This is a genomic window from Sphingobacterium sp. UBA1498 (assembly GCF_002325125.1).
Classification (GTDB): domain Bacteria; phylum Bacteroidota; class Bacteroidia; order Sphingobacteriales; family Sphingobacteriaceae; genus Sphingobacterium.
In genome coordinates this window covers 167,805-189,815 of record NZ_DCRG01000003.1, presented here as the reverse complement: position 1 = coordinate 189,815, position 22,011 = coordinate 167,805, and the positions used below count along the sequence as shown (strand labels likewise).

Genomic DNA, 22,011 nt, shown 5'->3' with positions numbered 1-22,011 from the left:
AAAAGATTAATGACCTAAGATATAGGAAAAGATTAATGGCGCTACGATAGTCGCATCAGATTCAACGATAAATTTAGGCGTGTCGATATCCAATTTACCCCAAGTAATTTTCTCGTTCGGAACAGCGCCTGAGTAAGAACCGTAAGACGTTGTTGAGTCAGAAATCTGACAGAAATAAGCCCAAAAAGGAACTTCTTCCCATTCCAGATCTTGATACATCATCGGAACTACACAGATTGGGAAGTCACCAGAAATACCACCAGCAATTTGGAAAAATCCAACACCTTTACCCGCAGAGTTATTGCGGTACCATTCTGTTAAATAAATCATATACTCGATACCTGACTTCACTGTACTGGCTTTCAATTTACCTTTGATCACATTGGATGCAAAGATATTACCTGTCGTTGAATCTTCCCATCCCGGACATACAATCGGCAAATTTTTCTCAGCGGCAGCAACAATCCAAGAATCCTTTGGATCAATCTCATAATACTGTTCCAATACACCTGAGTTCACGACTTGATAAAGAAATTCATGTGGCAAGTAACGCTCGCCTTTTGCTTCAGCATCATGCCAAACATCTTCAAGATGCTTCTGCAAACGACGGAAAGCTTCCTCTTCAGGAATACAAGTGTCTGTCACACGATTATAGTGATTATCCAATAGCTCTCTTTCTTGTTCAGCTGTCAAATCTCTATAATTAGGGATTCTTTTGTAATGCGAATGCGCCACAAGGTTCATCACATCCTCTTCCAAATTAGCACCAGTACAAGAAATAAAGTGTACTTTATCTTGACGGATCATTTCTGCTAAAGAAACACCCAATTCAGCGGTAGACATTGCACCTCCTAAAGAGATCAACATTTTTCCACCATCCAACAGATGTTCCTCGTAACCTTTCGCAGCATCTACTAATGCTGCAGCGTTAAAGTGACGGTAATTATGCTCAATAAATTGAGAAATAGGTCCTTTTTGAGTACTCATGATATTTTCTAACTTTTATAAAATAATAAGTACCGCAAAGGTACTGAATATAATCTATTTTCGTTCCAATCGAGATTCAAAACGAGTATACAGCACATTTTTTTTAAACGCCAACTAAACCTACTTTTTCAACAACTTAGAGAAAAACAAATAGGCCGCTACCAAAAAGATAACGATAATAATCAGAACAATAATCTCTTGTATCCCTATTCCCCAATTCATACTATTCATAATTTACCACAATTTAAATGATCCATTTCTCACAACTATCCAAGAACACTTGGTCTATATCAGCCCCGATACCAATTTCGTCTGAAATATGTATTTTATATCCTTCATATCGAATACCTCCGATCACGGGATCTTTAAGATGGCCAACCATACAGGTATCCAAATCAAAAAACTTGACATGTGGAGCAGCATACGCAAAATGTACTTTTGCCGCCAACGCAAGTCGCGATTCCAACATGCCACCGATCATACAGATAATCCCATATTCAGCGGCAATATCATGAATTTTTAAAGCTTCTTGAATACCACCTGATTTTGAAAATTTAATATTGATATAATCGCAAGCACCGGCTTTACAGAGGCGTTCCGCGTCATGGTGAGAATAAACCGATTCATCCGCCATCACAGGAACAATTGTTTCTGCGCGCAACTGAGGCAAATACTCATCGTTCCATGTACGCATAGGCTGTTCACAAAATTGTATCTTAAAAGGCTCTAATCCCCGCAATGCTTCTATTGCACCCGCATAAGACCAACCTTGATTTGCATCAACGCGAATAGGCATCTCGAATCCAACAGCCTTACGTATTTCTCGAATACGTGCAATGTCTATTTTCGGATCCTTCCCCAGTTTAACTTTCAACATGACCGCACCTTCGTCCTGTAAACGCTTTGCTTTCAGTGCCATCTCTTCCGGCGAAGCAATCCCTAAGGTGATATCTGTCGTAATCTCTCGCTTCGCTCCCTTTAGAAACTGATAAAGTGGCAGACCAGCATGTTTGGCCGCCAGATCATGCAAGGCCATATCAAAAGCTGATTTGATCGTCTTGTTACCGGCGATATATAGGTCCAATTCTGCCAAACGCTCTTCTATAGCCAAAGGATCGCGCCCCTTCCAGATCTTTGCAAAATCTCTTGCCAGAACTAAGCAAGTATCTTGTGTTTCTCCAACGATCATCGGAAAGGCAGAACATTCGCCCACACCATATATATTGGCATCGGTATATATACGTATAAAAGTATTTTGCGCATAGTCCATTGTCCCTGTCGCAATGACAAAAGGTTCCATAGGAATGCTTAATCGATAAATTTCAATTTCAGTTATTTTCATCTCATTCTATTTAGTTAAGTCATGTCGATACAGCATAAAAGAATATGCAATACTTTGCCTAATTTATATATATTCTCGCAATCTTGGGATGCTTTTTCCATATCCCACAAAAAAATATTGCCAAATGATGCATTATTCACGTGTGCGTTAACATGTCTTAACAGTAGTAAATATTAAATACAATATCAGCAACAAAACCTGTTAAAAGAAATGATAAAATCAAATTAAACACATTTTAATTATAATATTTATAATATTTACGATTTTTATTCCTATATTAGCAATCATAATTATTTGAAAAGGAAAGATGATCGAACAGAGACCGAAAACGGAGGGCCTTTACGACCCTAATTTTGAGCATGACGCCTGTGGGGTAGGCTTTGTCGCCCATATCAAAGGAAATAAATCACACGCACAAGTAAAGGATGCATTAACCATGCTGGAGAATATGGAGCACCGCGGTGCTTGTGGCTGTGACCCAGAAAGCGGTGACGGAGCAGGTATCATGATCCAGCTTCCCCATGAATTTTTATGGGAAGAATGTATCAACTTGGGTATACAACTGGAGGAGCCAGGTTATTATGGCACAGGTATGGTCTTTCTTCCTAAAGAAGAAGACATGAACAAAATATGTCGGGACTTGATTGAGGAAGCGGCAGCAGAAAGGGGTATGAAATTCCTTGGCTACCGTCCAGTACCTGTCAATCGTGAAGGTATTGGACCAACAGCGCTCAGTGCGGAACCCGAGATTGTCCAATTTTTTGTCAGCAGACCGGACGGCGTTTCAAACACTGAAGAATTTGAACGCAAGCTTTTTGTACTACGTCGCCTGATCATCCAAAAAGTTAAACAACAACAAGAATACCCTCTCCCACTTTACTTTGCATCCCTTTCTTGCAAAACAATTATTTACAAAGGTCAATTAACAACATACCAAGTCGGAACCTATTATCTCGATTTACGCGATCCTCGTGTAGTATCTGCTTTCGGATTAGTTCACTCTCGTTTTTCAACCAATACATTCCCTTCATGGTCACTCGCACAGCCTTTCCGGATGTTGGCACACAATGGCGAGATCAACACCTTGACAGGTAACCTCAATTGGTTTTATGCAGGCATGCGTGCATTATCATCGCCTTACTTTACAGAAGAGGAAATGGAAATCCTGCTCCCTGTTGTAGACCGTGGTCAGTCAGACTCTGCATGTCTCGATAATGTTGCCGAATTGCTTTTACATAGCGGCCGTAGTTTAACCCATGTCATGTTAATGTTAGTTCCTGAAGCTTGGGATGGCAACACACAAATGGATCCGTTAAAACGCGCTTTCTACGAATATCACGCCACATTAATGGAACCTTGGGATGGTCCTGCAGCGCTTTGTTTTACCGATGGTAAACACATTGGCGCTACGTTAGACCGTAACGGCCTCCGTCCGTTGCGCTATGCCGTCACTTCTGACGACCGCGTTGTGGTTGCTTCTGAAGCTGGGGCACTTCCAATCGACGAATCTACCATCATCAAAAAAGGAAGGCAACAAGCAGGTAAGATTTTTCTTGTCGACATGGAACAGGGCCGTATCCTTACCGATAAAGAAGTAAAAGATCAATTGATCAATCAACAACCCTACAGCGAATGGTTAGACAATTATAAAATCAAATTAGAAGAACTCGAAGAACCTCGAGTTACCTACACCTACCTTTCCAAAGATTCCGTATTCAAATATCAGAAGACATTTGGTTTCTCCCGGGAAGATCTAGAAACGATCCTGACCCCAATGGCTTTAACAGGGTACGAACCCACCGGATCAATGGGTTCAGATGTCCCCTTAGCGATACTCTCGGACCAACCACAGCATATTTCAAGTTATTTTAAGCAATTTTTTGCCCAAGTAACCAACCCACCAATCGATCCGATTCGCGAACGCTTGGTCATGAGTTTAGCAACATTCATCGGTAACGCCGGCAATATTCTGATCGAAGACAAAAAATTCTGTCACTGTGTAACTTTACCACATCCGATCTTAACCTCCAAAGAACTGGAAAAATTGCGTTCCATCGATACAGGGTTATTCCAAGCAAAAACCATTCAATCCTACTTCCGCTCAGATGGCAAGCCTGGGGCGTTAGAAGCAGGTCTAGAGCGCCTGTGTCGCTATGCTGATGATGCTGTGCGTGATGGTTTTGAAGTCTTAATCCTTTCGGATCGCGCAATCGACTCCAAACACGCTGCGATCCCCTCCTTACTCGCTGTATCGGCGGTGCACCACCATTTGATCAAAACCGGAAATCGCGGTGCAGTAGGGTTAGTGGTTGAAGCGGGCGATGCTTGGGAAGTGCATCACTTCGCTTGCTTATTGGCATTCGGTGCTACAGCTATCAATCCCTATATGGCATTAGCCAGTATCCGTACCATGAAAGAACAAAATACATTGGATACCGAACTGACATGGCCAGAATTATCCAAAAACTACGTGAAAGCCGTCAACAATGGATTGTTGAAAATTTTCTCTAAAATGGGAATCTCAACATTACAATCCTATCACGGAGCGCAGATCTTCGAAGTGCTCGGTATCGACAAATCTGTCGTCGATAAATTCTTTTGTGGAGCTGTTTCACGCATTGGTGGCATGACCTTAGATGATCTTGCTAAAGAAGCACTCTCAAAACACTGGCGCGGATTCGAAAAAAGCCGTACCCCACAAAATCTATTGCCAGAAGGTGGTATTTACCAATGGAAACGCCGAGGTGAAGGACACCTTTGGAATCCAGACACAATCCACCTCTTACAACAGGCCTGTCGCACTGGAGACTACGCGACCTATAAAAAATACGCGCAGAAAATCAACGAGCAAAAAGAACATATGTTTACCCTTCGTGGATTACTGGACTTTGCAAAACATCGCAATTCCATTCCACTAGAACAAGTAGAACCTGCCAGTGAGATCCTTAAACGTTTCGCTACAGGTGCCATGTCTTTTGGTTCAATCTCGCACGAAGCACACAGTACACTCGCCATAGCCATGAACCGTATCGGAGCAAAATCCAATACCGGTGAAGGTGGAGAGGATGAATTGCGTTATAAACCCCTCCCAAATGGAGACTCCATGCGTTCAGCAATCAAACAAGTCGCTTCGGCACGTTTTGGTGTTACATCCAATTACCTGACGCAAGCAGATGAGTTACAGATTAAGATGGCGCAAGGAGCCAAACCAGGTGAAGGGGGACAATTACCAGGACCTAAAGTTGATGCCTGGATCGCAAAAACCCGGCATTCAACACCCGGTGTAGGACTAATCTCCCCTCCACCGCATCATGACATTTACTCTATCGAAGATTTAGCACAGCTCATCTTTGACTTAAAGAATGCCAACCGCCAAGCAAGAATCAACGTAAAATTAGTATCTAAAGCAGGCGTCGGCACGATTGCTGCCGGAGTTGCGAAAGCTCACGCCGACGTCATCCTCATTGCAGGTTTTGACGGCGGAACAGGTGCATCCCCAATCAGCTCAATCAAACACGCGGGATTACCTTGGGAATTGGGTCTTGCAGAAGCCCATCAGACACTGGTGAAAAACAAATTGCGCAGCCGCGTAGTACTTCAAGCTGATGGTCAGGTAAAAACAGGTCGTGACATCATCATTGCAACACTATTAGGAGCCGAAGAGTGGGGTGTGTCCACTGCTGCCCTAGTGGCCGGCGGTTGTATCATGATGCGCAAATGCCACTTGAACACCTGTCCCGTGGGGGTAGCAACCCAAGACCCCGAATTACGGAAACTGTTCTCTGGAAAACCAGAAGATATTGTCAACTTATTCACTTTCTTGGCAGAAGAAGTGCGCGAAACAATGGCTTATCTTGGATTCCGCACCATCAACGAAATGGTTGGACGAGCTCAGTTCTTAAAAAAACGCGAGAATATAGATCATTGGAAAGCCAAGAAAATTGACTTTACCGATATATTGCACGTAGAGCGCAACGAACCTGGACAATCACTATACAATACCGAAGAGCAAGATCACGGTATGGCCATGATTTTAGATTGGGGCTTATTGAAACAGTCTAAATTAGCGCTAGATACCAAAACGCCTGTATTTGGCACCTTTAAAGTAAAAAATACAGACCGTACCATAGGAACAATGCTGTCCAACGAAATCTCCAAACTCTACGGTTCCGAAGGCCTACCTGACAACACCATCAACTTCAAATTTGAAGGTTCTGCGGGACAGAGCTTCGGCGCATTTTCTACCAAAGGCCTTTCCTTTGAGTTACAAGGTGAAGCCAACGATTATGTTGGAAAAGGATTATCAGGAGCTCAGTTAGCAATCTATCCAGTAGCAGAAAGTGCGCTTGTACCAGAAGATAATATCATTATTGGCAACGTAGCACTATTTGGTGCAACCTCGGGTCATCTATTCGTCAATGGGCAGGCAGGTGAACGTTTCGCCGTACGTAACTCAGGAGCTACCGCCGTGGTTGAAGGAGTTGGAGACCACGGTTGTGAATACATGACCGGAGGCCGAGCGCTGATTTTGGGTGCAACAGGCCGTAATTTCGCTGCCGGAATGAGTGGCGGTATCGCATGGATCTACGACATTAACGAAGATTTCCGCGATAATTGTAATCAAGAAATGGTTGACTTAGATCCATTGGAAAGTGAAGACGAAACCGCAATTATTGCTTTGTTAAAACGTCATATCTTGCTTACCAATAGTCGCAGAGCAGATTTTATTTTACAAAACTGGTCAAGAGAAAAAAATAAATTCATTAAGGTATTCCCAAGAGAATACAAAAATGTCATTCGTCAAAAATTAGTTGAAGCATAATATAGGAAGCACAAATCATGGGAAAAATTACAGGTTTTAAAGAATTTGAGCGCGTGCTTCCAACAAAAGAAGCTGTCGAAGCACGCGTACAGCACTTCAAGGAATTTAACAAAGGTTATTCTGAGAATGAACTTAATAAACAGGCCGCGCGCTGTATGGACTGCGGTATTCCATTCTGCCATTCGGGCTGTCCATTGGGCAATGTTATCCCTGAGTTTAATGATGCTGTATACGATGGAAAATGGGAAGAGGCCTATCAGATTTTATCCTCCACCAATAACTTTCCAGAATTTACAGGCAGAATATGTCCGGCACCCTGCGAGTCGGCCTGTGTACTGGGTATTCATAGTACTCCGATCACTATTGAAGAGATCGAAAAACACATCATCGAAATTGCTTTCAAAAAGGGCTATGTCAAAGCTTACAAAAGCTATTTAAAAACAGGCAAGCGCATCGCTGTCGTCGGTTCCGGCCCAGCAGGACTGGCTGCAGCTGCACAGCTCAATAAAGCAGGTCATGATGTTGTTGTATTCGAACGCGATGACCAGGTTGGAGGATTACTACGCTATGGTATTCCCGATTTTAAATTAGAAAAATCAGTGATTGATCGTCGTATCAACCTCATGAAAGAATCTGGAATCGAATTCAAGGTGAATACTGAAGTGGGCAAAGATATAAGTGTTTACGAATTAAAAGCTTACGACGCTATTGTATTGGCAACAGGATCAACTGTACCCTGGCATATGCAATTACCAGGACATGATGCCAAAGGTATCCATTTTGCCATGGACTTTTTGACCCAACAGAATAAAGAAGTAAGCGGAATTACGATCGATCAGGACCGTATCCTGGCAACAGACAAACATGTTGTGGTCATTGGCGACGGTGATACTGGATCAGACTGTATCGGTACATCCAACCGTCACCGTGCGAAAAGTATCACACAGATTGCCCGTAAACCAACGCCATCCAAAGAACGGCTAAAAAGCAACCCCTGGCCCATGGATAAGCTTACATTTGGCACATCCTCATCTCAAGAAGAAGGGTGTGAAAGACTTTGGGCTACAGAAACCCAAGAATTCGTTCAAGATGAAAATGGCCATATCAAAGCTGTAAAAATCAAAGAGGTTCAATACGAAGTGGATGAATTCGGACGAAGAACCCGCTTAGGCGAATCTGAAATCCGTGAAATACCAGCCGATCTCGTATTATTGGCCATTGGATATCAACATACCGAGCATACACTGCTAGAACAACTAGGCGTCCGTGTCGATCAAAAAGGAAATATCTTGGCGAATGACAAAGACTACCAAACCACCATTGACAATATTTTCACTGCCGGAGACTGTCGTAAGGGACAATCCTTGGTTGTTTGGGCGATCTCTGAAGGACGCGAGTGTGCCAGAAAAGTAGACGAATACCTGATGGGATATTCCGAACTTGAAAGCAAAGATTTCTTGGCAACAATAAATGCATAAAAGTTGGGCGCGCGCAATAGAGCCCACATACCAGTAATATGCCAAGCCACTGTTTAATCTTTAGTAATAAGAACAAAAGCTTGCGCAGTATAAAATGATAAAAAGGTCCATTGAATGCTCAACGGACCTTTTTATCATCAATAATTAGCACCTATTTCAAAGAGTCTTAAGTTTAATAAAATAAATACTGTTTTTGTCAACGGTCTTTATGTAAGGCAATATTTTCGATTCATAGAAACCTTTTCCGGTTACCCCAAAATCATCATCATTACATACCGCGATCAAGTATGGATTAATGACAGCCAAGCCCGCTGCTTTATCATGCGGATACAATTCCTGGATGTCAGTCATTAAAATCGGCAACCATGGTCTTTTGGACTGGTTTAATAGTATATTTTGCCAATGTAGCCGCATCTTTGAGTTCCTCGGCAGTTTTACCATCAAATAATTTCCCAGTTGCAGTATTATTCGTATCCGAGATATCCGTTGCGCCAGAAAGATCTGTTTTATAAATTTTTCTTAAATACAGTAGAACGAGATGCTTCTGTCACATATTCCCCGTCGCGTTCCAAGACAATAAATGTTGAATTGCTCACGGCAGCGATTCCTCTTACAGCCTGCAAATCGGTACGCTCCATCATATCGCATCAATTAAATACACCCAGTTATGGAATTTTACTTTTTAATGCATCACTACAAAAATAAATAGCTAATTGTGCAGCGAATCAACGGTACATTCTCTGCCCTCACCTACTAAAAATAGAAAGATGAAAAAGATCATAATTGCCCTTTTCATAGTTTTGGTATTTTCCAATGTAGATACAAAATCTCAGATCAGAACTACGCGAGAGATACCCAGTTTAAAAATTAAAAACGACGATGGTCGGCAAGACAACGTTGTGTTGGCAGACCTAAAAGTAGAAGTTGCCATCTTCGGAAATATCGCCAAAACGACGATGACAATGGTGTTTGAAAATAAAACCAATCGCGATCTCGAGGGCGAACTGACATTCCCTATGCCGGAAGGCGTATCGGTGAGCGGCTATGCCTTAGATATCAATGGCAAATTACGGCAAGCAGTTGCAGTCGATAAAAATAAAGGCACCGAAGTTTTTGAAAGTATAGAAACACATCGTGTCGACCCCGGACTATTGGAGAAAGTTGAGGGTAACAACTTCCGTACCCGCATTTATCCTTTGCCAGCGAATGGTAAACGGACTATTCAGATCAGTTATTCCGAAAATCTAACTACGGAATCCGATCAGGCACGTTATTACTATTTGCCGTTAACTTACACCGCTGCCATTCATAACTTTGCCTTGGATATTCATGTCCTTCAAGACAGCCATAAACCAGATTTCACAGAAAAACCAGATGGTTCTCTAGCATTCTCCCAACACAACAACAATTACACAGCTTCTTTACGTAAACAACATTTTCAATCCCAGCGGAATCTGGTCATTCTACTGCCAACAGACAGCAAAGAGTCATCGGGCTTATTTCAAACAAATCATGATAAGACTTTTTATTTTCTTGCCAATGCAAGCATCAATTCCGTGAAACCTACTCAGAAAAAATGGGGCGACACCATCGGAATTATCTGGGACCGTTCACTGAGTACTAAAAATAGAGCTATAGAAAAGGAACTTGCCCTATTAGATCTCTTTTTTAAAGATAATCCTAACATGCAGGTTGAAATGGGTTTATTGGACATCCAATTTGTAAAAGGACCGACGTTTCAAGTTAGACAAGGTAATTGGGATGAACTTAAAAGTTATCTCAAACAAATGGACTACGATGGCGGCACAGATTATAGTCAAATAAAACCTGGAGTAATAAAAGCCAGCAATTACCTGCTGTTTACCGACGGACTTTCCACATTTGGCCAAAGTGAAATTACCCTTGAAAATCCCGTTTATTGCATTACTTCGTCCAGTGGATCTGACTACGGTATCCTAAAAGAGATTGCTCAGAAACATAGCGGAAAGATGATCAATTTGACCAATGTTTCCGTAAATCAAGCCTACCACAATCTAAATACAATCGATCTTCTTTACTTGGGAATAAAAGAGCACAATGATTTCGATGAAGTTTACCCTAAGAAAGGAACCCCTATACAAGCCAATTTTTCTATTGCTGGAATAGGAAAATACCTAGGATTGAAGCAACTCACATTACTTGTAGGAGATGGACAACATACCCCAAAAGAAGTAAGCATAGCGCTGCATCAAGATCATGGTGAAATTGACCTGCAGCAGATCTGGGCACAAAAGAAAATCGAAGCATTGGACCTTCAATACGACAATAATCGTGAGGAAATAGAAACCCTGGGTAAACAGTTCGGAATCGTGACGCGAAATACTAGCCTAATTGTACTGGAAACTGTAGAAGATTACATACGTTATGCAATAACACCTCCAGCAGAATTACTTCCGCAATTTAATGCACTCAAAAAAGAACATGCTATCGAAAGGGAAGAGCGTGTAGCGAATCTCTTAGATAAAGCCGAAAATAGCGCAGAAGAACTTCGCTCCTGGTGGAATACAGACTTTCGGGCAAAAAAGAAATATCCACAACGGGACACGCAGATTGAGCCCACAGACTATATGGCTGTCGAAGAGATCGCCACCGGAGTTGTTCCTGTTACACCTGTTCCGTCACGTGCTTCAGCCAGTCCTGTCGCGACAACACGCGCCGAAGAATTGAGGTCATCAGATGCTGCCAGCGAAAAAAGAATATCAGTCGTTGGCAATTCAAATACCGCCAAGGCAGCAACAAGCGAATTAGCAATGGCAACCACATCTGACGACGTTCTTCACGAATCCGTTGTTGTTCAATCCTTGGAAGAACCTGTAGCGGGCGTACCAACGGGCAACAGCATCGACAACATCCGTGGAAAAATCAGCATACCCGACATTAAAGAAGATCAGGCCTATCTTAAAGAACTCGATCAATCCAAAGATCCCTACAAAAGCTACCTCCAACTTCGGAACCAATACATGGGAACACCAACTTTCTATTTTGATGTCGCAAATTTCTTCTATAAAAGAGGAAATAAACAAAAAGCCGTACTAATCCTAAGCGCACTGGCTGACTTGCAGATCGAAAATGCCGATCTCTATAAAACCATTTCATACAAACTACGCGAATGGGGAGATTACGATAAAGCACTATTCATTACAGCCAAAGTGTTGAAATGGCGGCCAATGGATCCTCAAAGTCACCGCGATTATGCCCTCGTTTTACAAGACAAAGGGATGTTCAAGGAGGCACTAGAACAATTATATGGGATTTTGACCCAGAGCTACTCCCCAGAAGCTGCCGATCGCGATGAGGGCATCGAAGAAACATTGCTCATGGAAATCAATAATCTCATTAAAGCAAACAAAGCTGCAAGCTCCAAAGTTGCGGTGAACAAAAAATTGATTGCTGACCTGCCTGTGGATATCCGCGTTGTTATTAACTGGAATTCACAAAACACAGATATCGATCTCTGGGTAACGGATCCAAATGGAGAAAAATGTTTCTATAGTAATCCTGCCACAGCAATCGGGGGCCGACTCAGCAATGACTTCACCGGAGGATATGGACCAGAACAATTTTTATTGAAAAAAGCACTTCATGGAACGTACAAAATTGAGGTAGATTTCTATAATGACAATTCACTCACTTTAGCTGGTCCTGCCGCAGTTATGGCCGAAATCTACACCTATTACAGCAGTGGAAAGCAGGAACGAAAAATCGTCACGATCTATCTTGACCGCAATAAAGAGCGCAATGTAGGGATTGGTGAATTTTCATTTCAATAGATAAACAGAGACAAAAGGTGATCAAAAAGTCAAATGAATCCGTTGAAAATTGAATCTATGAAACGATGCAGTAATGGGAGACGTCTAAAGTCACATGAATCGGGTGCTGTCCAAAAAGATTGGATAGCACCTCATTCAATTAATGCAATTTACGGATAACCAAATCCTTTTGTCTATTTTCCAATTTGGTTTTTACATAAGGGTAAGTGAACACCGCTCCTAAAACAATACAAGCGCCGAGATAAAATCCACCACTCATTGTTTCCTTTTGCCCAAAAATCAGCATCGCAAGTAGAATACCGTAAACTGGCTCTAAATTCGTCGTCAGCGCAACAGTAAATGCTGACAATTCCTTCATGACAGCAACACCCATCACATAAGCCACAGCAGTACAAACCACACCTAACAATAAAAGATAGATTAAATCTTGCTGTCCCAATCGCATCCCGGCATTAAAATCTCCTGTAAACAGCATCAATATGCTTATCCAAAAGCACGCCCCCATCATCTCATAAAACGTAATCAGTGTAGGGCTCGATTTCTTAACCATCCGCGCATTGGCAATTGAAAATATACTCGCACAAAAAGCACAGCCAAGTCCAGCCAGCAGACCGACTAGATAATGCGTTTCAAAAGAAAAGATCGTATAAATACCGATAATAATGACTAGCCCCACTACAATGTCCAAACGCGCGATGCGCTTTTTATTCACAATAGGTTCCAATATTGCCGTGAATAATGTCACCGACGAAAGTGTTACCAACGTCACTGAAACTGTAGAAACTTTGATCGAATAGAAGAATAGTACCCAATGCAGGCCAACCACCGCTCCTACCATAAAAAATTGGAGAAACTGCTTCCTCGAAACTAATATAGATTGTTTGGTCACCAAGAAATAGATCAGCAGAGCAATAGATGCTATTGCAACGCGATACCATACCAAATGAAGGGCAGATACGGAGATCAGACTCCCCAAAATTCCGGTAAATCCCCAAATAAGTATTGTTAAATGCAGAATTAGAATATTCCGATTTAATTTAATTTTAGTCATATTCTCTAAAATACATGTGTATGGAAATGATGAGCAATACCTACTATTTCCCTTAATAAGGCAGGCTCACTGAAGTTATTGAAAACTGAACAAAAATTTATTTTGGCGCTTTAATCGCCAGATATATTGCTACCAAAAAGAAAGTAACATTTGGAATTAATACGGCTATCAACGGTGGTAGTCCCCCTTTCAAAGAAAACATAGTTGCAAACTGTATAAAGACGATATACGTAAAGCTTAACGCGATACCGATACCCAGACTCAATCCTATCCCCCCACGCACTTTCTTGGAGGACAGTGCCACCCCCATCAAGGTCAGTACAAAAGCTGAAAATGGATACACATAACGCTTGTATTTCTCAAGCAATAAATCGTTCATGACGCCGGTACCACGGATCTCCTCTTTACGGATACGAATATTCAATTCGTGTGTATCCATTGCAGTAAACATATTATCACGCACCTCAAAATCCGAAGGTTTCATATCTAAGGTAGTGTCTTTAACAGTACCTTTTTCCATGCGTTCATGCAATCCATTGATAATACGATTGGTATACCCTTCAATCTTCCACTTCGTGGCCACTGAGTCCCAAGTAATACGGTCAGCCATCATTTTTTCTTTAAGCGTATCCCCCTTAAAAATTTCAAGAACAAATCCGTAACCTGTTTTGGTCGTATTATCAAAATTGTCTATATACACATAGCTGTCTTTGTCCAATTGCATATGGGTAGAAACCCTTGAATTATCCTTAGGTGGCTTAACATAGATGTTTTCAAAATCAACCTTCATCTTATTGGTATTCGGAATAATAAAAATATTGAACACCAGCGAAACGGCAAAAATCAAAGTAGCTGCAATCATATAAGGACGAAGAAGCCGATTAAAACTATACCCAGCACTTAGAATCGGTACAATTTCAGTTTGATCCGCCATTTTTGACGTAAAGAAGATAACCGCAATAAAATTGATCAATGGACAAAGAAAATTCAGATAAAAAGGAATGAACCCAGCATAGTACTCAAAAATAATCTTATCTAGAGGAGCATGATACTTTAAAAAATCATCCAATCGTTCGGACACGTCGAAAACCACCATGACAACAGTAAATATGGCCATGGTGAATAAAAAAGTAGATAGATACTTTTTAATAATGTAACGATCGATTAACGACAGCATTTCCTTTAACTTGAACGAGTTAGTCTTATAAACGTTGATCCAATATTTTTACCATTTTGCTTTTCCAATCGTAGAAAGTCCCATCAATGATTCGCTCCCTAGCCTGATTAACCAACCAAAGGTAAAAATGTAAATTATGTAAAGAAGCAATTTGTGCTCCAAGAATTTCTTGCGATTTAATCAAATGTCGAAGATAAGCTTTTGAATAAAATTGATCTGCATGCAAATCGCTTTCCACTTCTATTGGCGAAAAATCATCTTTCCACTTTTCATTTTTGATATTGATAATCCCATTTTGTGTGAACAGCATACCATTTCTGGCATTGCGGGTTGGCATGACACAATCGAACATATCCACCCCTAACGCAATGTTTTCAAGAATATTCACTGGTGTACCCACCCCCATAAGATAACGTGGCTTGTCATGCGGCAAGATATCGCAGACAACCTCGGTCATCGCGTACATTTCTTCCGCAGGCTCCCCTACCGACAATCCGCCAATCGCATTCCCATCACGATTAAATGAGGCAATAGTCTCTGCAGATTTTATTCTTAAATCTTTATAAACAGAACCTTGAACAATTGGAAATAAAGTTTGATCATAGCCATAAAGCGGATCCGTACTATCAAAACGATCCACACAACGTTTCAGCCAGCGATGCGTCATATCCAAAGAACGACGTGCATAATTATAATCACATGGATACGGTGTACACTCATCAAATGCCATAATGATATCGGCACCGATAATACGTTGCGTATCCATTACATTTTCTGGTGTAAATAGATGCTTTGATCCATCAATATGAGAGCGAAAGGTAACCCCCTCTTCTTTAATCTTACGTACTTCAGTCAATGAATACACCTGATAACCACCCGAATCGGTCAAAATAGGACCATCCCAACCGTTAAACTTGTGCAATCCACCCGCTTTATTCAATACATTCAATCCTGGTCGTAAATACAAATGATAGGTATTACCCAAAATAATCTGCGCTTCAATATCATTCTTCAATTCATGTTGATGAATTGCTTTCACTGTACCTGCCGTACCAACAGGCATAAAAATAGGTGTTTGAATGGGACCGTGTGCAGTTTCGACAACACCTGCACGTGCTTTAGACAGCTTATCTTGTGCTTGTAGCGTAAATTTCATTAATATTTTCCTCTGAGACTATTTCTATTTTAAAGGATGATTTGCCAGAAAGATGGCGCCATAAGTATTTGCCCACAACTAATTACAAGCTCATTATCAATTATTTATAGCTTAAAAAACTACGATAACCTACCTAATACCCACCTAAATTGGGATTCATCCCTAGAATATGTTGCAAAAATACTATAAAAAGATTTGCAAACAGGATGTTTCAAAAATAAATTATCATTTTTCAGCTGTAAAAAAGTTGTGGAAAGCACTTATCTTTGTGAGCTATGCTTGACCTTCACGTATTTTTGGCCAATCTCCCCTATATTGCTTTCGGAGTATTGGGCCTTTTTCTATGTATACAATTATACTACATCTTATTTGTATATAGTAAATTGAGCCGTTATCAAATTAAACCAGTACAAGAAGGAACGGAATTCCCGCCGCTATCCGTAATTATTTGTGCACACAATGAACAGGATAATATCGCCCAATTCCTCCCGGACATCATGCATCAAGACTATCCTAATTTTGAAGTAATCGTTGTCAATGATTTTTCGACAGACAATACGCCTTGGATATTACATGAATTCGAAGCAAAATATCCGCATTTAAAAATTGTTGATATCAAAGAACATATACGCTTAAAACATGGCAAAAAGTTCGCCGTAAGTATGGGTATCAAGGCTTCAAAACACCAGACACTGGTGTTTACTGATGCCGACTGTGCACCACAATCCAATCAGTGGCTTAAAGAAGTCGCAGCCGCTTTCAGACCTGAAACAGAAATTGTGCTCGGCTATTCCCCGTATTTTAAGAAAAAAAGTTTATTAAATCTATTGATTCGATTTGAAACCAGTCATACGGCCATGAGTTATTTCTCCTATGCCCTGAAAGGGGATGCATATATGGGGGTCGGTCGGAATATGGCCTACAAAAAAGATCTCTTCTTTCGAAACAAAGGGTTTGCGGCCCACATGCATATTAAATCTGGCGATGATGATCTCTTCGTCAACCAAAATGCAAATCCGATCAATGTCAACATCGTACTGTCGGCAGAATCCATGGTCTATTCGGAACCCAAAACGACTTGGAAAAGCTACTACAAACAAAAAGCAAGGCATTCAGGTGCATCTACTATTTATAAAAAACGTCATCAACGCATGCTGGGTACCCAGCTGGTATCCGCGTTCCTTTTTTACATAACGATCATTGCGACCACAGTTGCTTTCCCAATGTACTGGTATGTGCCTTTGAGTGCCTACCTCCTTCGGCTTATTGCACAATGGATAATATTTAACAACATCTATAAAAAACTAGCTGTAAAGGAACTGATTTGGTGGTTGCCTTTGGTAGACTTCATCTACTATTTCTATATTTGCATCAATGGTATGTTCAGCCGAAAAAAGAAAAAAATAAGCTGGAAATAGTTCACATTTAAAATATCACACTTTGAATCCAACAGTCGATATCATCTATAATTATTTTCCAAAACTGACCGATAGTCAAAAAGAGCAGTTTGCAAAACTAGCCGATCTATATACGTTTTGGAATAGCCAAATCAATGTCATTTCACGTAAAGATATTGATAGCCTCTATCTGCATCATGTATTACACTCGTTAGGTATCGCCAAATTTGTCCAAGAGTTTACACCTGGAACACAAATTTTGGACGTCGGGACCGGAGGAGGCTTTCCGGGCATTCCAATGGCCATTATGTTTCCTGAAGTCAAATTCCACTTGGTCGACTCGATTGGAAAAAAAATAAAAGTCGTACGTGAAGTTGCAGCCGGATTAGGGCTTAACAATGTCGAAGCAGACCACATCCGTGCCGAACAACTCGACGACAAATATGATTTTGTGCTATCAAGAGCGGTAACAAGACTCGCAGAATTTACACCTTGGATAAGAAACAAGTTTTCAAAAAAAGATAAAAACGGAATTCCCAATGGTATTCTTTATCTAAAAGGGGGCGATCTCAGTGAAGAAATCAAAGAATCCAAACTCAAAGCAGAATTACATCCACTATCAGATTACTTTAAAGAAGACTTCTTTGACACAAAATATCTGGTATATGTACCGATGTAGTTAAAGCTTGGCATTACCCATTGGAAACTGTAGCCGCCTATGGATAATGTCTACAGAATCGAGGTAGTTCGTTAAACACTGATGGATATAAGCGATCTTCTCATAACGATCATTATCTCGAAGCCATTTTAAGGAGGGCTCATAGTATATCCTAAATTTGCGCAACGAATCTCCCGACAACTTACTATACTCCTGCGTCAGCGGATACCATTCTTCCCGGATCAGATCCTGATGGTATTCCTTTTCAAACTGACGCTGGAGCTTCCTTGAATTTCGTCCCTTCCGGCTAAATTTATTGTAAAGCTTGTTTAGATTGACAGCAATCCCACCTCGATGGGGAAGTGTAACCATGTTTTTCGTATCGCCCCAAAAAAAGATGGATTTATATTCCTCCTTTTTTTCATCCCATTTATCCCCAGCAGATTTACGTTTGATCAAAACAGTATCCAATCGAAGCGTATCTCGTTTACTTCCTCTCTTCTCAATAGTATCCTGATCATAAGAAACCATCGGATAGGCAAAAAGCCTCTCCCGATAAAATGAGAAATAGACACAAAAAAACACTAAAGATAGCAATGCGATCCGTACCATATTTACAATTGATTAAATAAAAATAATCAATTAAAAATAAGGTTAAAAAATCTTTAACCGCCTTTTAACCATCTTTAACTAAAAAAGTTAATGTCCTAACTCTTTTTTGATTTCTAGGCCAATGAGATTGATTTCCTCATCCATTCCAAACATAGGTAGTTCTGTCTCCGGATTCAATTTTAACCAGTTTGTATCATTATCTTTAATAATCTTGACGTATTCAGCGCCATCTTTAAAAATAACATAGGTATCCTCCTCTTCAGGGAAGACAGAATAAACTATATCTCCCAATTCAATATCAAAAGGTTCTTTCATTTCCATCGTTAAAATATCATTAGTCGAACAAAGTTACCAATTCCTCTTCTTTCTTTCCAAAATAGACCGATATTTCATACCATATTATACCTCGCCCCTACGTCTCTTATCGATATTGCTTAATTGGAACAAAAAATACAGTAGCTCCAAGCAATTCTAACAAAAAGTACAGCAGCTACTTATATTTTTCTTATCTTTAAACAAACCCAATTATGAAACTAATTTACCCCATAGCTTTGACGCAAATCAAGGGCATTGGCCCTAGAACAGCACGCAATATCATTGACCAAGGTCATAGCCTAGCAGATGTGTTCACCTATTCAAAACGAGAATTGATGCAGCTTCTCGGTATACGGGAGTCAATCGCTGAAGCAATATACAACAAAAGTTATATGCCCGCCTGCGAAAAAGAACTCGCTTTTATCGAAAAACACCAGATACAAGCCTTGTGGTTGGAAGACGAAAATTATCCAGACAGGCTTCGTCAATGTGAAGATGCTCCGCTTGTTGTCTACTATAAGGGGAACCAGCCGCTAAACAGTTCGAAGATCATTAGTATTGTTGGTACTAGACATGCAACCCACTATGGCCAGAAAATATGCGAAGATCTGCTGGACGCCATGAATGGATCCAAAGACACCTTGATCGTTAGCGGTCTCGCCTATGGTATAGATGCATTGGCACATCGCAATGCATTAAAAAACCATCTACCTACCATTGCCGTATTAGGACATGGTCTCGATCGAATTTATCCAGCATCCCATCGCGAGCTTGCTGCAAAAATGTTAGACCATGGCGGCTTACTGACAGAATTTACTTCCAATACCTTACCCGAACGCGGTAACTTCCCTATGCGCAATCGAATTATAGCAGGAATCGCCGATGTCACCATTGTCGTGGAGGCAGCCATTAAAGGCGGTGCTTTGATCACCGCAGAACTGGCCAACAGCTACAACCGAGATGTATGTGCTTTCCCAGGTTCCATTTATGAAAAAAGCGCTGAAGGTACCAACTACCTCATCAAAACCAACCGCGCGCATATGATTCGAGGACTTCAGGATCTTGAATACCTGATGAATTGGGAAATCACAAAAAAAACTGCTGCCCCACAGCTTAGCCTCCCATTAACACTGACAAAAGATCAGCAACTCCTCTTTACACTCATTCAACAAAAGGGACAACTCGAATTAGATCACTTGATTGAACTCACAAAATGGCCGCAAAGCAAATTGGCATTAATCCTACTGGAACTCGAAATGCAATCATTCATTCACGCCCTGCCTGGCAAAAGATATAAAACGGTTGGAATGGTAGAAGCTCAAAAAAATTGATACACTATCCTCCAAAAAGCCAAAGACCGTTGCAATTCAACGCACATGTGAAGTAAAAAGTAGGACATGTTACTTTCAATATTATAAACTAAACCAACAAAACAAACAATTAATGAACGAAAACAACACAAAAAGTATCTGGAAAGTCATCGGCGCATCCTCTATGGGAACCCTCATCGAATGGTATGACTTTTTTATCTTTGGGAGCCTATCGATCGTAATTTCCACCAAATTCTTCCCCGCAGAAAATCCAACAGCTGCTTTCCTTTCCACATTAGCCACATTTGCGGCTGGATTTGTCGTTCGCCCATTTGGTGCACTATTTTTTGGCCGACTAGGTGATATCATCGGTCGAAAATATACCTTTATGGTTACCTTAATGCTTATGGGCGGAGCAACATTTCTCATAGGCTGCATTCCAAGCTACGAAAGCATCGGATTTTGGGCTCCCCTGCTCGTTTTGATCCTTCGCCTGTTACAAGGTCTTGCCCTCGGTGGAGAATATGGCGGCGCAGCAACCTACGTGGCCGAGCATGCGCCTATTGGGCAGCGAGGATACTGGACCTCCTGGATACAGACAACAGCGACATTTGGCCTCTTTATATCACTAGTCGTCATCCTACTGACCAAAAGCTTGCTCACCGAATCACAATTTGACATCTGGGGATGGCGGGTTCCTTTCTTACTCTCTTTAGTTATGGTGTATGTCTCCTACCTTATTCGTAAAAAAATGAAGGAGTCACCCGAGTTTAGCAAAGCTAAAGCAGAAGGTAAAACAAGTACAAATCCATTAAAAGAAAGTTTCGGCAACCGATACAACCTCAAATTTGTGCTGCTCGCACTATTTGGTGCCGCCATGGGACAAGGTGTTGTTTGGTACACCGGACAGTTCTATTCCATGAGTTTCATGAAAACAGTGATGCACCTCCAATCGGATCAGGCAGATACCATTCTTGGGATAGCCCTACTTTTAGGGACACCATTTTTTGTCGTGTTTGGATGGCTCAGTGACAAAATTGGACGAAAGTGGATTATGCTCGGCGGTATGTTACTCGCTGTGTTGACCTATCGCCCAATTTATGAATCGATGTACCAACTTTCCAATGCAGAGCACAAAGTCAAACTGAATGAAACAGTCGAAAGTCCGACGGTTACAGAAAAAACAGAAATAAAATCAGTTGTCAAAACGCAATATGACGACGGAACCGAAATCACTCGTGCTAAAACAATACACCAATCAGGCAAACTAAAAGGACAGCAAACAGTCACAACAACTGTGCATATTGCCAACTGGAACTATATATGCCTCATTCTCCTTATCTTTATTCAGGTGATTTATATTACCATGGTATATGGTCCCATTGCAGCCTTTCTCGTCGAACTGTTCCCGGTAAAAATCCGCTACACGTCCATGTCTTTGCCTTACCATGTTGGAAACGGAATATTCGGTGGACTCCTGCCCGCCGTATCCACCTACCTAACTACCAATGCCGAAGTAGCTCAGACACCACAATTTTATCTTGCGGGACTATGGTATCCGATTATTATCGCAATTGTATGTTTTATCATCGGCAGTATTTATATCAATAACAAATCAACTCCCACTAATCATGAATAGTATCAAAAAATTACTTGGCATACTCTGGATAACTTTAGCGCTATTTACCGCTTATTTTTCCGTTTTTGAACTGGCATTGCCAAAAATCTCCACCGGTCACCAGGAAGATGTAGTATTTGGAATCATTATCCTATGTATCTTGACACCGATTATCTCCATTGGACTTGGCTTATTTGGGTATTATTCGCTATTGGGAGAATATGATCAAAACAAAATGTAAGCCTTTTTCATCAATTCAAACAAATTATCACCATGATA

The 22,011-nt window shown here is 41.0% G+C and carries 16 protein-coding genes; 8 read left to right on the top strand and 8 right to left on the bottom strand.

The genetic code is table 11. The features are described from left to right. Positions 1 to 6 precede the first annotated feature (6 nt). Both B3139_RS02355 and B3139_RS02350 read right to left on the bottom strand, forming a co-directional pair. Positions 7 to 987, bottom strand: a complete 981-nt coding sequence (locus tag B3139_RS02355; RefSeq protein ID WP_209578622.1) for a deoxyhypusine synthase family protein — start codon at positions 985 to 987, stop codon at positions 7 to 9. A 244-nt stretch (positions 988 to 1,231) separates the two neighbouring features. Next, positions 1,232 to 2,329, bottom strand: coding sequence for a mandelate racemase/muconate lactonizing enzyme family protein (locus B3139_RS02350; protein ID WP_293879577.1), 1,098 nt, complete (start codon positions 2,327 to 2,329; stop codon positions 1,232 to 1,234). Positions 2,330 to 2,636: 307 nt separating this feature from the next. Between B3139_RS02350 and gltB the strand changes: the two genes are divergently transcribed. Further along, a complete protein-coding gene (gltB, locus tag B3139_RS02345) occupies positions 2,637 to 7,151 on the top strand; it encodes a glutamate synthase large subunit (protein ID WP_293879576.1) in 4,515 nt (1,504 codons plus the stop codon). A gap of 17 nt (positions 7,152 to 7,168) precedes the next feature. Then, entirely contained in the window at positions 7,169 to 8,629 is a 1,461-nt protein-coding gene (locus B3139_RS02340) for a glutamate synthase subunit beta (protein ID WP_293879575.1), read from the top strand. Positions 8,630 to 9,135: 506 nt separating this feature from the next. Here the strand turns inward: B3139_RS02340 and B3139_RS02335 are convergent. Next, entirely contained in the window at positions 9,136 to 9,270 is a 135-nt protein-coding gene (locus B3139_RS02335; RefSeq protein WP_293879574.1) for a hypothetical protein, read from the bottom strand. 126 nt (positions 9,271 to 9,396) lie between these two features. On the opposite strand from B3139_RS02335, the gene B3139_RS02330 reads away from it, so the two are divergent. Next, a complete protein-coding gene (locus tag B3139_RS02330; protein WP_293879573.1) occupies positions 9,397 to 12,438 on the top strand; it encodes a VIT domain-containing protein in 3,042 nt (1,013 codons plus the stop codon). Positions 12,439 to 12,577: 139 nt separating this feature from the next. Here B3139_RS02330 and B3139_RS02325 read toward each other — a convergent pair whose 3' ends face one another. From B3139_RS02325 to tgt, 3 genes are all read right to left on the bottom strand, one after another. Next, complete coding sequence (locus B3139_RS02325; protein WP_209578628.1) at positions 12,578 to 13,489, bottom strand: DMT family transporter; 912 nt, start codon at positions 13,487 to 13,489, stop codon at positions 12,578 to 12,580. A 97-nt stretch (positions 13,490 to 13,586) separates the two neighbouring features. Continuing rightward, positions 13,587 to 14,663: an LptF/LptG family permease gene (locus tag B3139_RS02320; RefSeq protein ID WP_209578762.1), complete on the bottom strand. Its 1,077-nt coding sequence runs from the start codon at positions 14,661 to 14,663 to the stop codon at positions 13,587 to 13,589. 28 nt (positions 14,664 to 14,691) lie between these two features. Then, positions 14,692 to 15,822: a tRNA guanosine(34) transglycosylase Tgt gene (gene tgt / locus B3139_RS02315; protein ID WP_209578629.1), complete on the bottom strand. Its 1,131-nt coding sequence runs from the start codon at positions 15,820 to 15,822 to the stop codon at positions 14,692 to 14,694. Positions 15,823 to 16,097: 275 nt separating this feature from the next. Here tgt and B3139_RS02310 point away from each other — a divergent pair, with 275 nt between their 5' ends. Both B3139_RS02310 and rsmG read left to right on the top strand, forming a co-directional pair. After that, complete coding sequence (locus B3139_RS02310) at positions 16,098 to 17,240, top strand: glycosyltransferase (RefSeq protein ID WP_293879572.1); 1,143 nt, start codon at positions 16,098 to 16,100, stop codon at positions 17,238 to 17,240. Between the two features lie 22 nt (positions 17,241 to 17,262). Next, the gene (rsmG, locus tag B3139_RS02305; protein ID WP_293879571.1) at positions 17,263 to 17,898 is read left to right on the top strand and encodes a 16S rRNA (guanine(527)-N(7))-methyltransferase RsmG; all 636 of its coding nucleotides are present in this window, start codon (positions 17,263 to 17,265) and stop codon (positions 17,896 to 17,898) included. On the opposite strand, the gene B3139_RS02300 is transcribed toward rsmG, so the two are convergent. Together B3139_RS02300 and B3139_RS02295 are read right to left on the bottom strand one after the other, a co-directional pair. Continuing rightward, a complete protein-coding gene (locus B3139_RS02300; protein WP_293879570.1) occupies positions 17,899 to 18,489 on the bottom strand; it encodes a hypothetical protein in 591 nt (196 codons plus the stop codon). An 87-nt stretch (positions 18,490 to 18,576) separates the two neighbouring features. Beyond that, entirely contained in the window at positions 18,577 to 18,810 is a 234-nt protein-coding gene (locus tag B3139_RS02295; RefSeq protein ID WP_209578633.1) for a hypothetical protein, read from the bottom strand. Positions 18,811 to 19,016: 206 nt separating this feature from the next. Here B3139_RS02295 and dprA point away from each other — a divergent pair, with 206 nt between their 5' ends. The 3 genes from dprA (at position 19,017) to B3139_RS02280 (ending at position 21,973) form a co-directional block, all read left to right on the top strand. Continuing rightward, positions 19,017 to 20,135, top strand: coding sequence for a DNA-processing protein DprA (gene dprA, locus B3139_RS02290; RefSeq protein ID WP_293879569.1), 1,119 nt, complete (start codon positions 19,017 to 19,019; stop codon positions 20,133 to 20,135). 112 nt (positions 20,136 to 20,247) lie between these two features. Further along, a complete protein-coding gene (locus B3139_RS02285) occupies positions 20,248 to 21,753 on the top strand; it encodes an MFS transporter (protein WP_209578635.1) in 1,506 nt (501 codons plus the stop codon). Then, entirely contained in the window at positions 21,746 to 21,973 is a 228-nt protein-coding gene (locus tag B3139_RS02280) for a DUF6814 family protein (RefSeq protein WP_209578636.1), read from the top strand. The genes B3139_RS02285 and B3139_RS02280 overlap by 8 nt, the downstream gene beginning before the upstream one ends. The last annotated feature ends 38 nt before the right edge of the window (positions 21,974 to 22,011 follow it).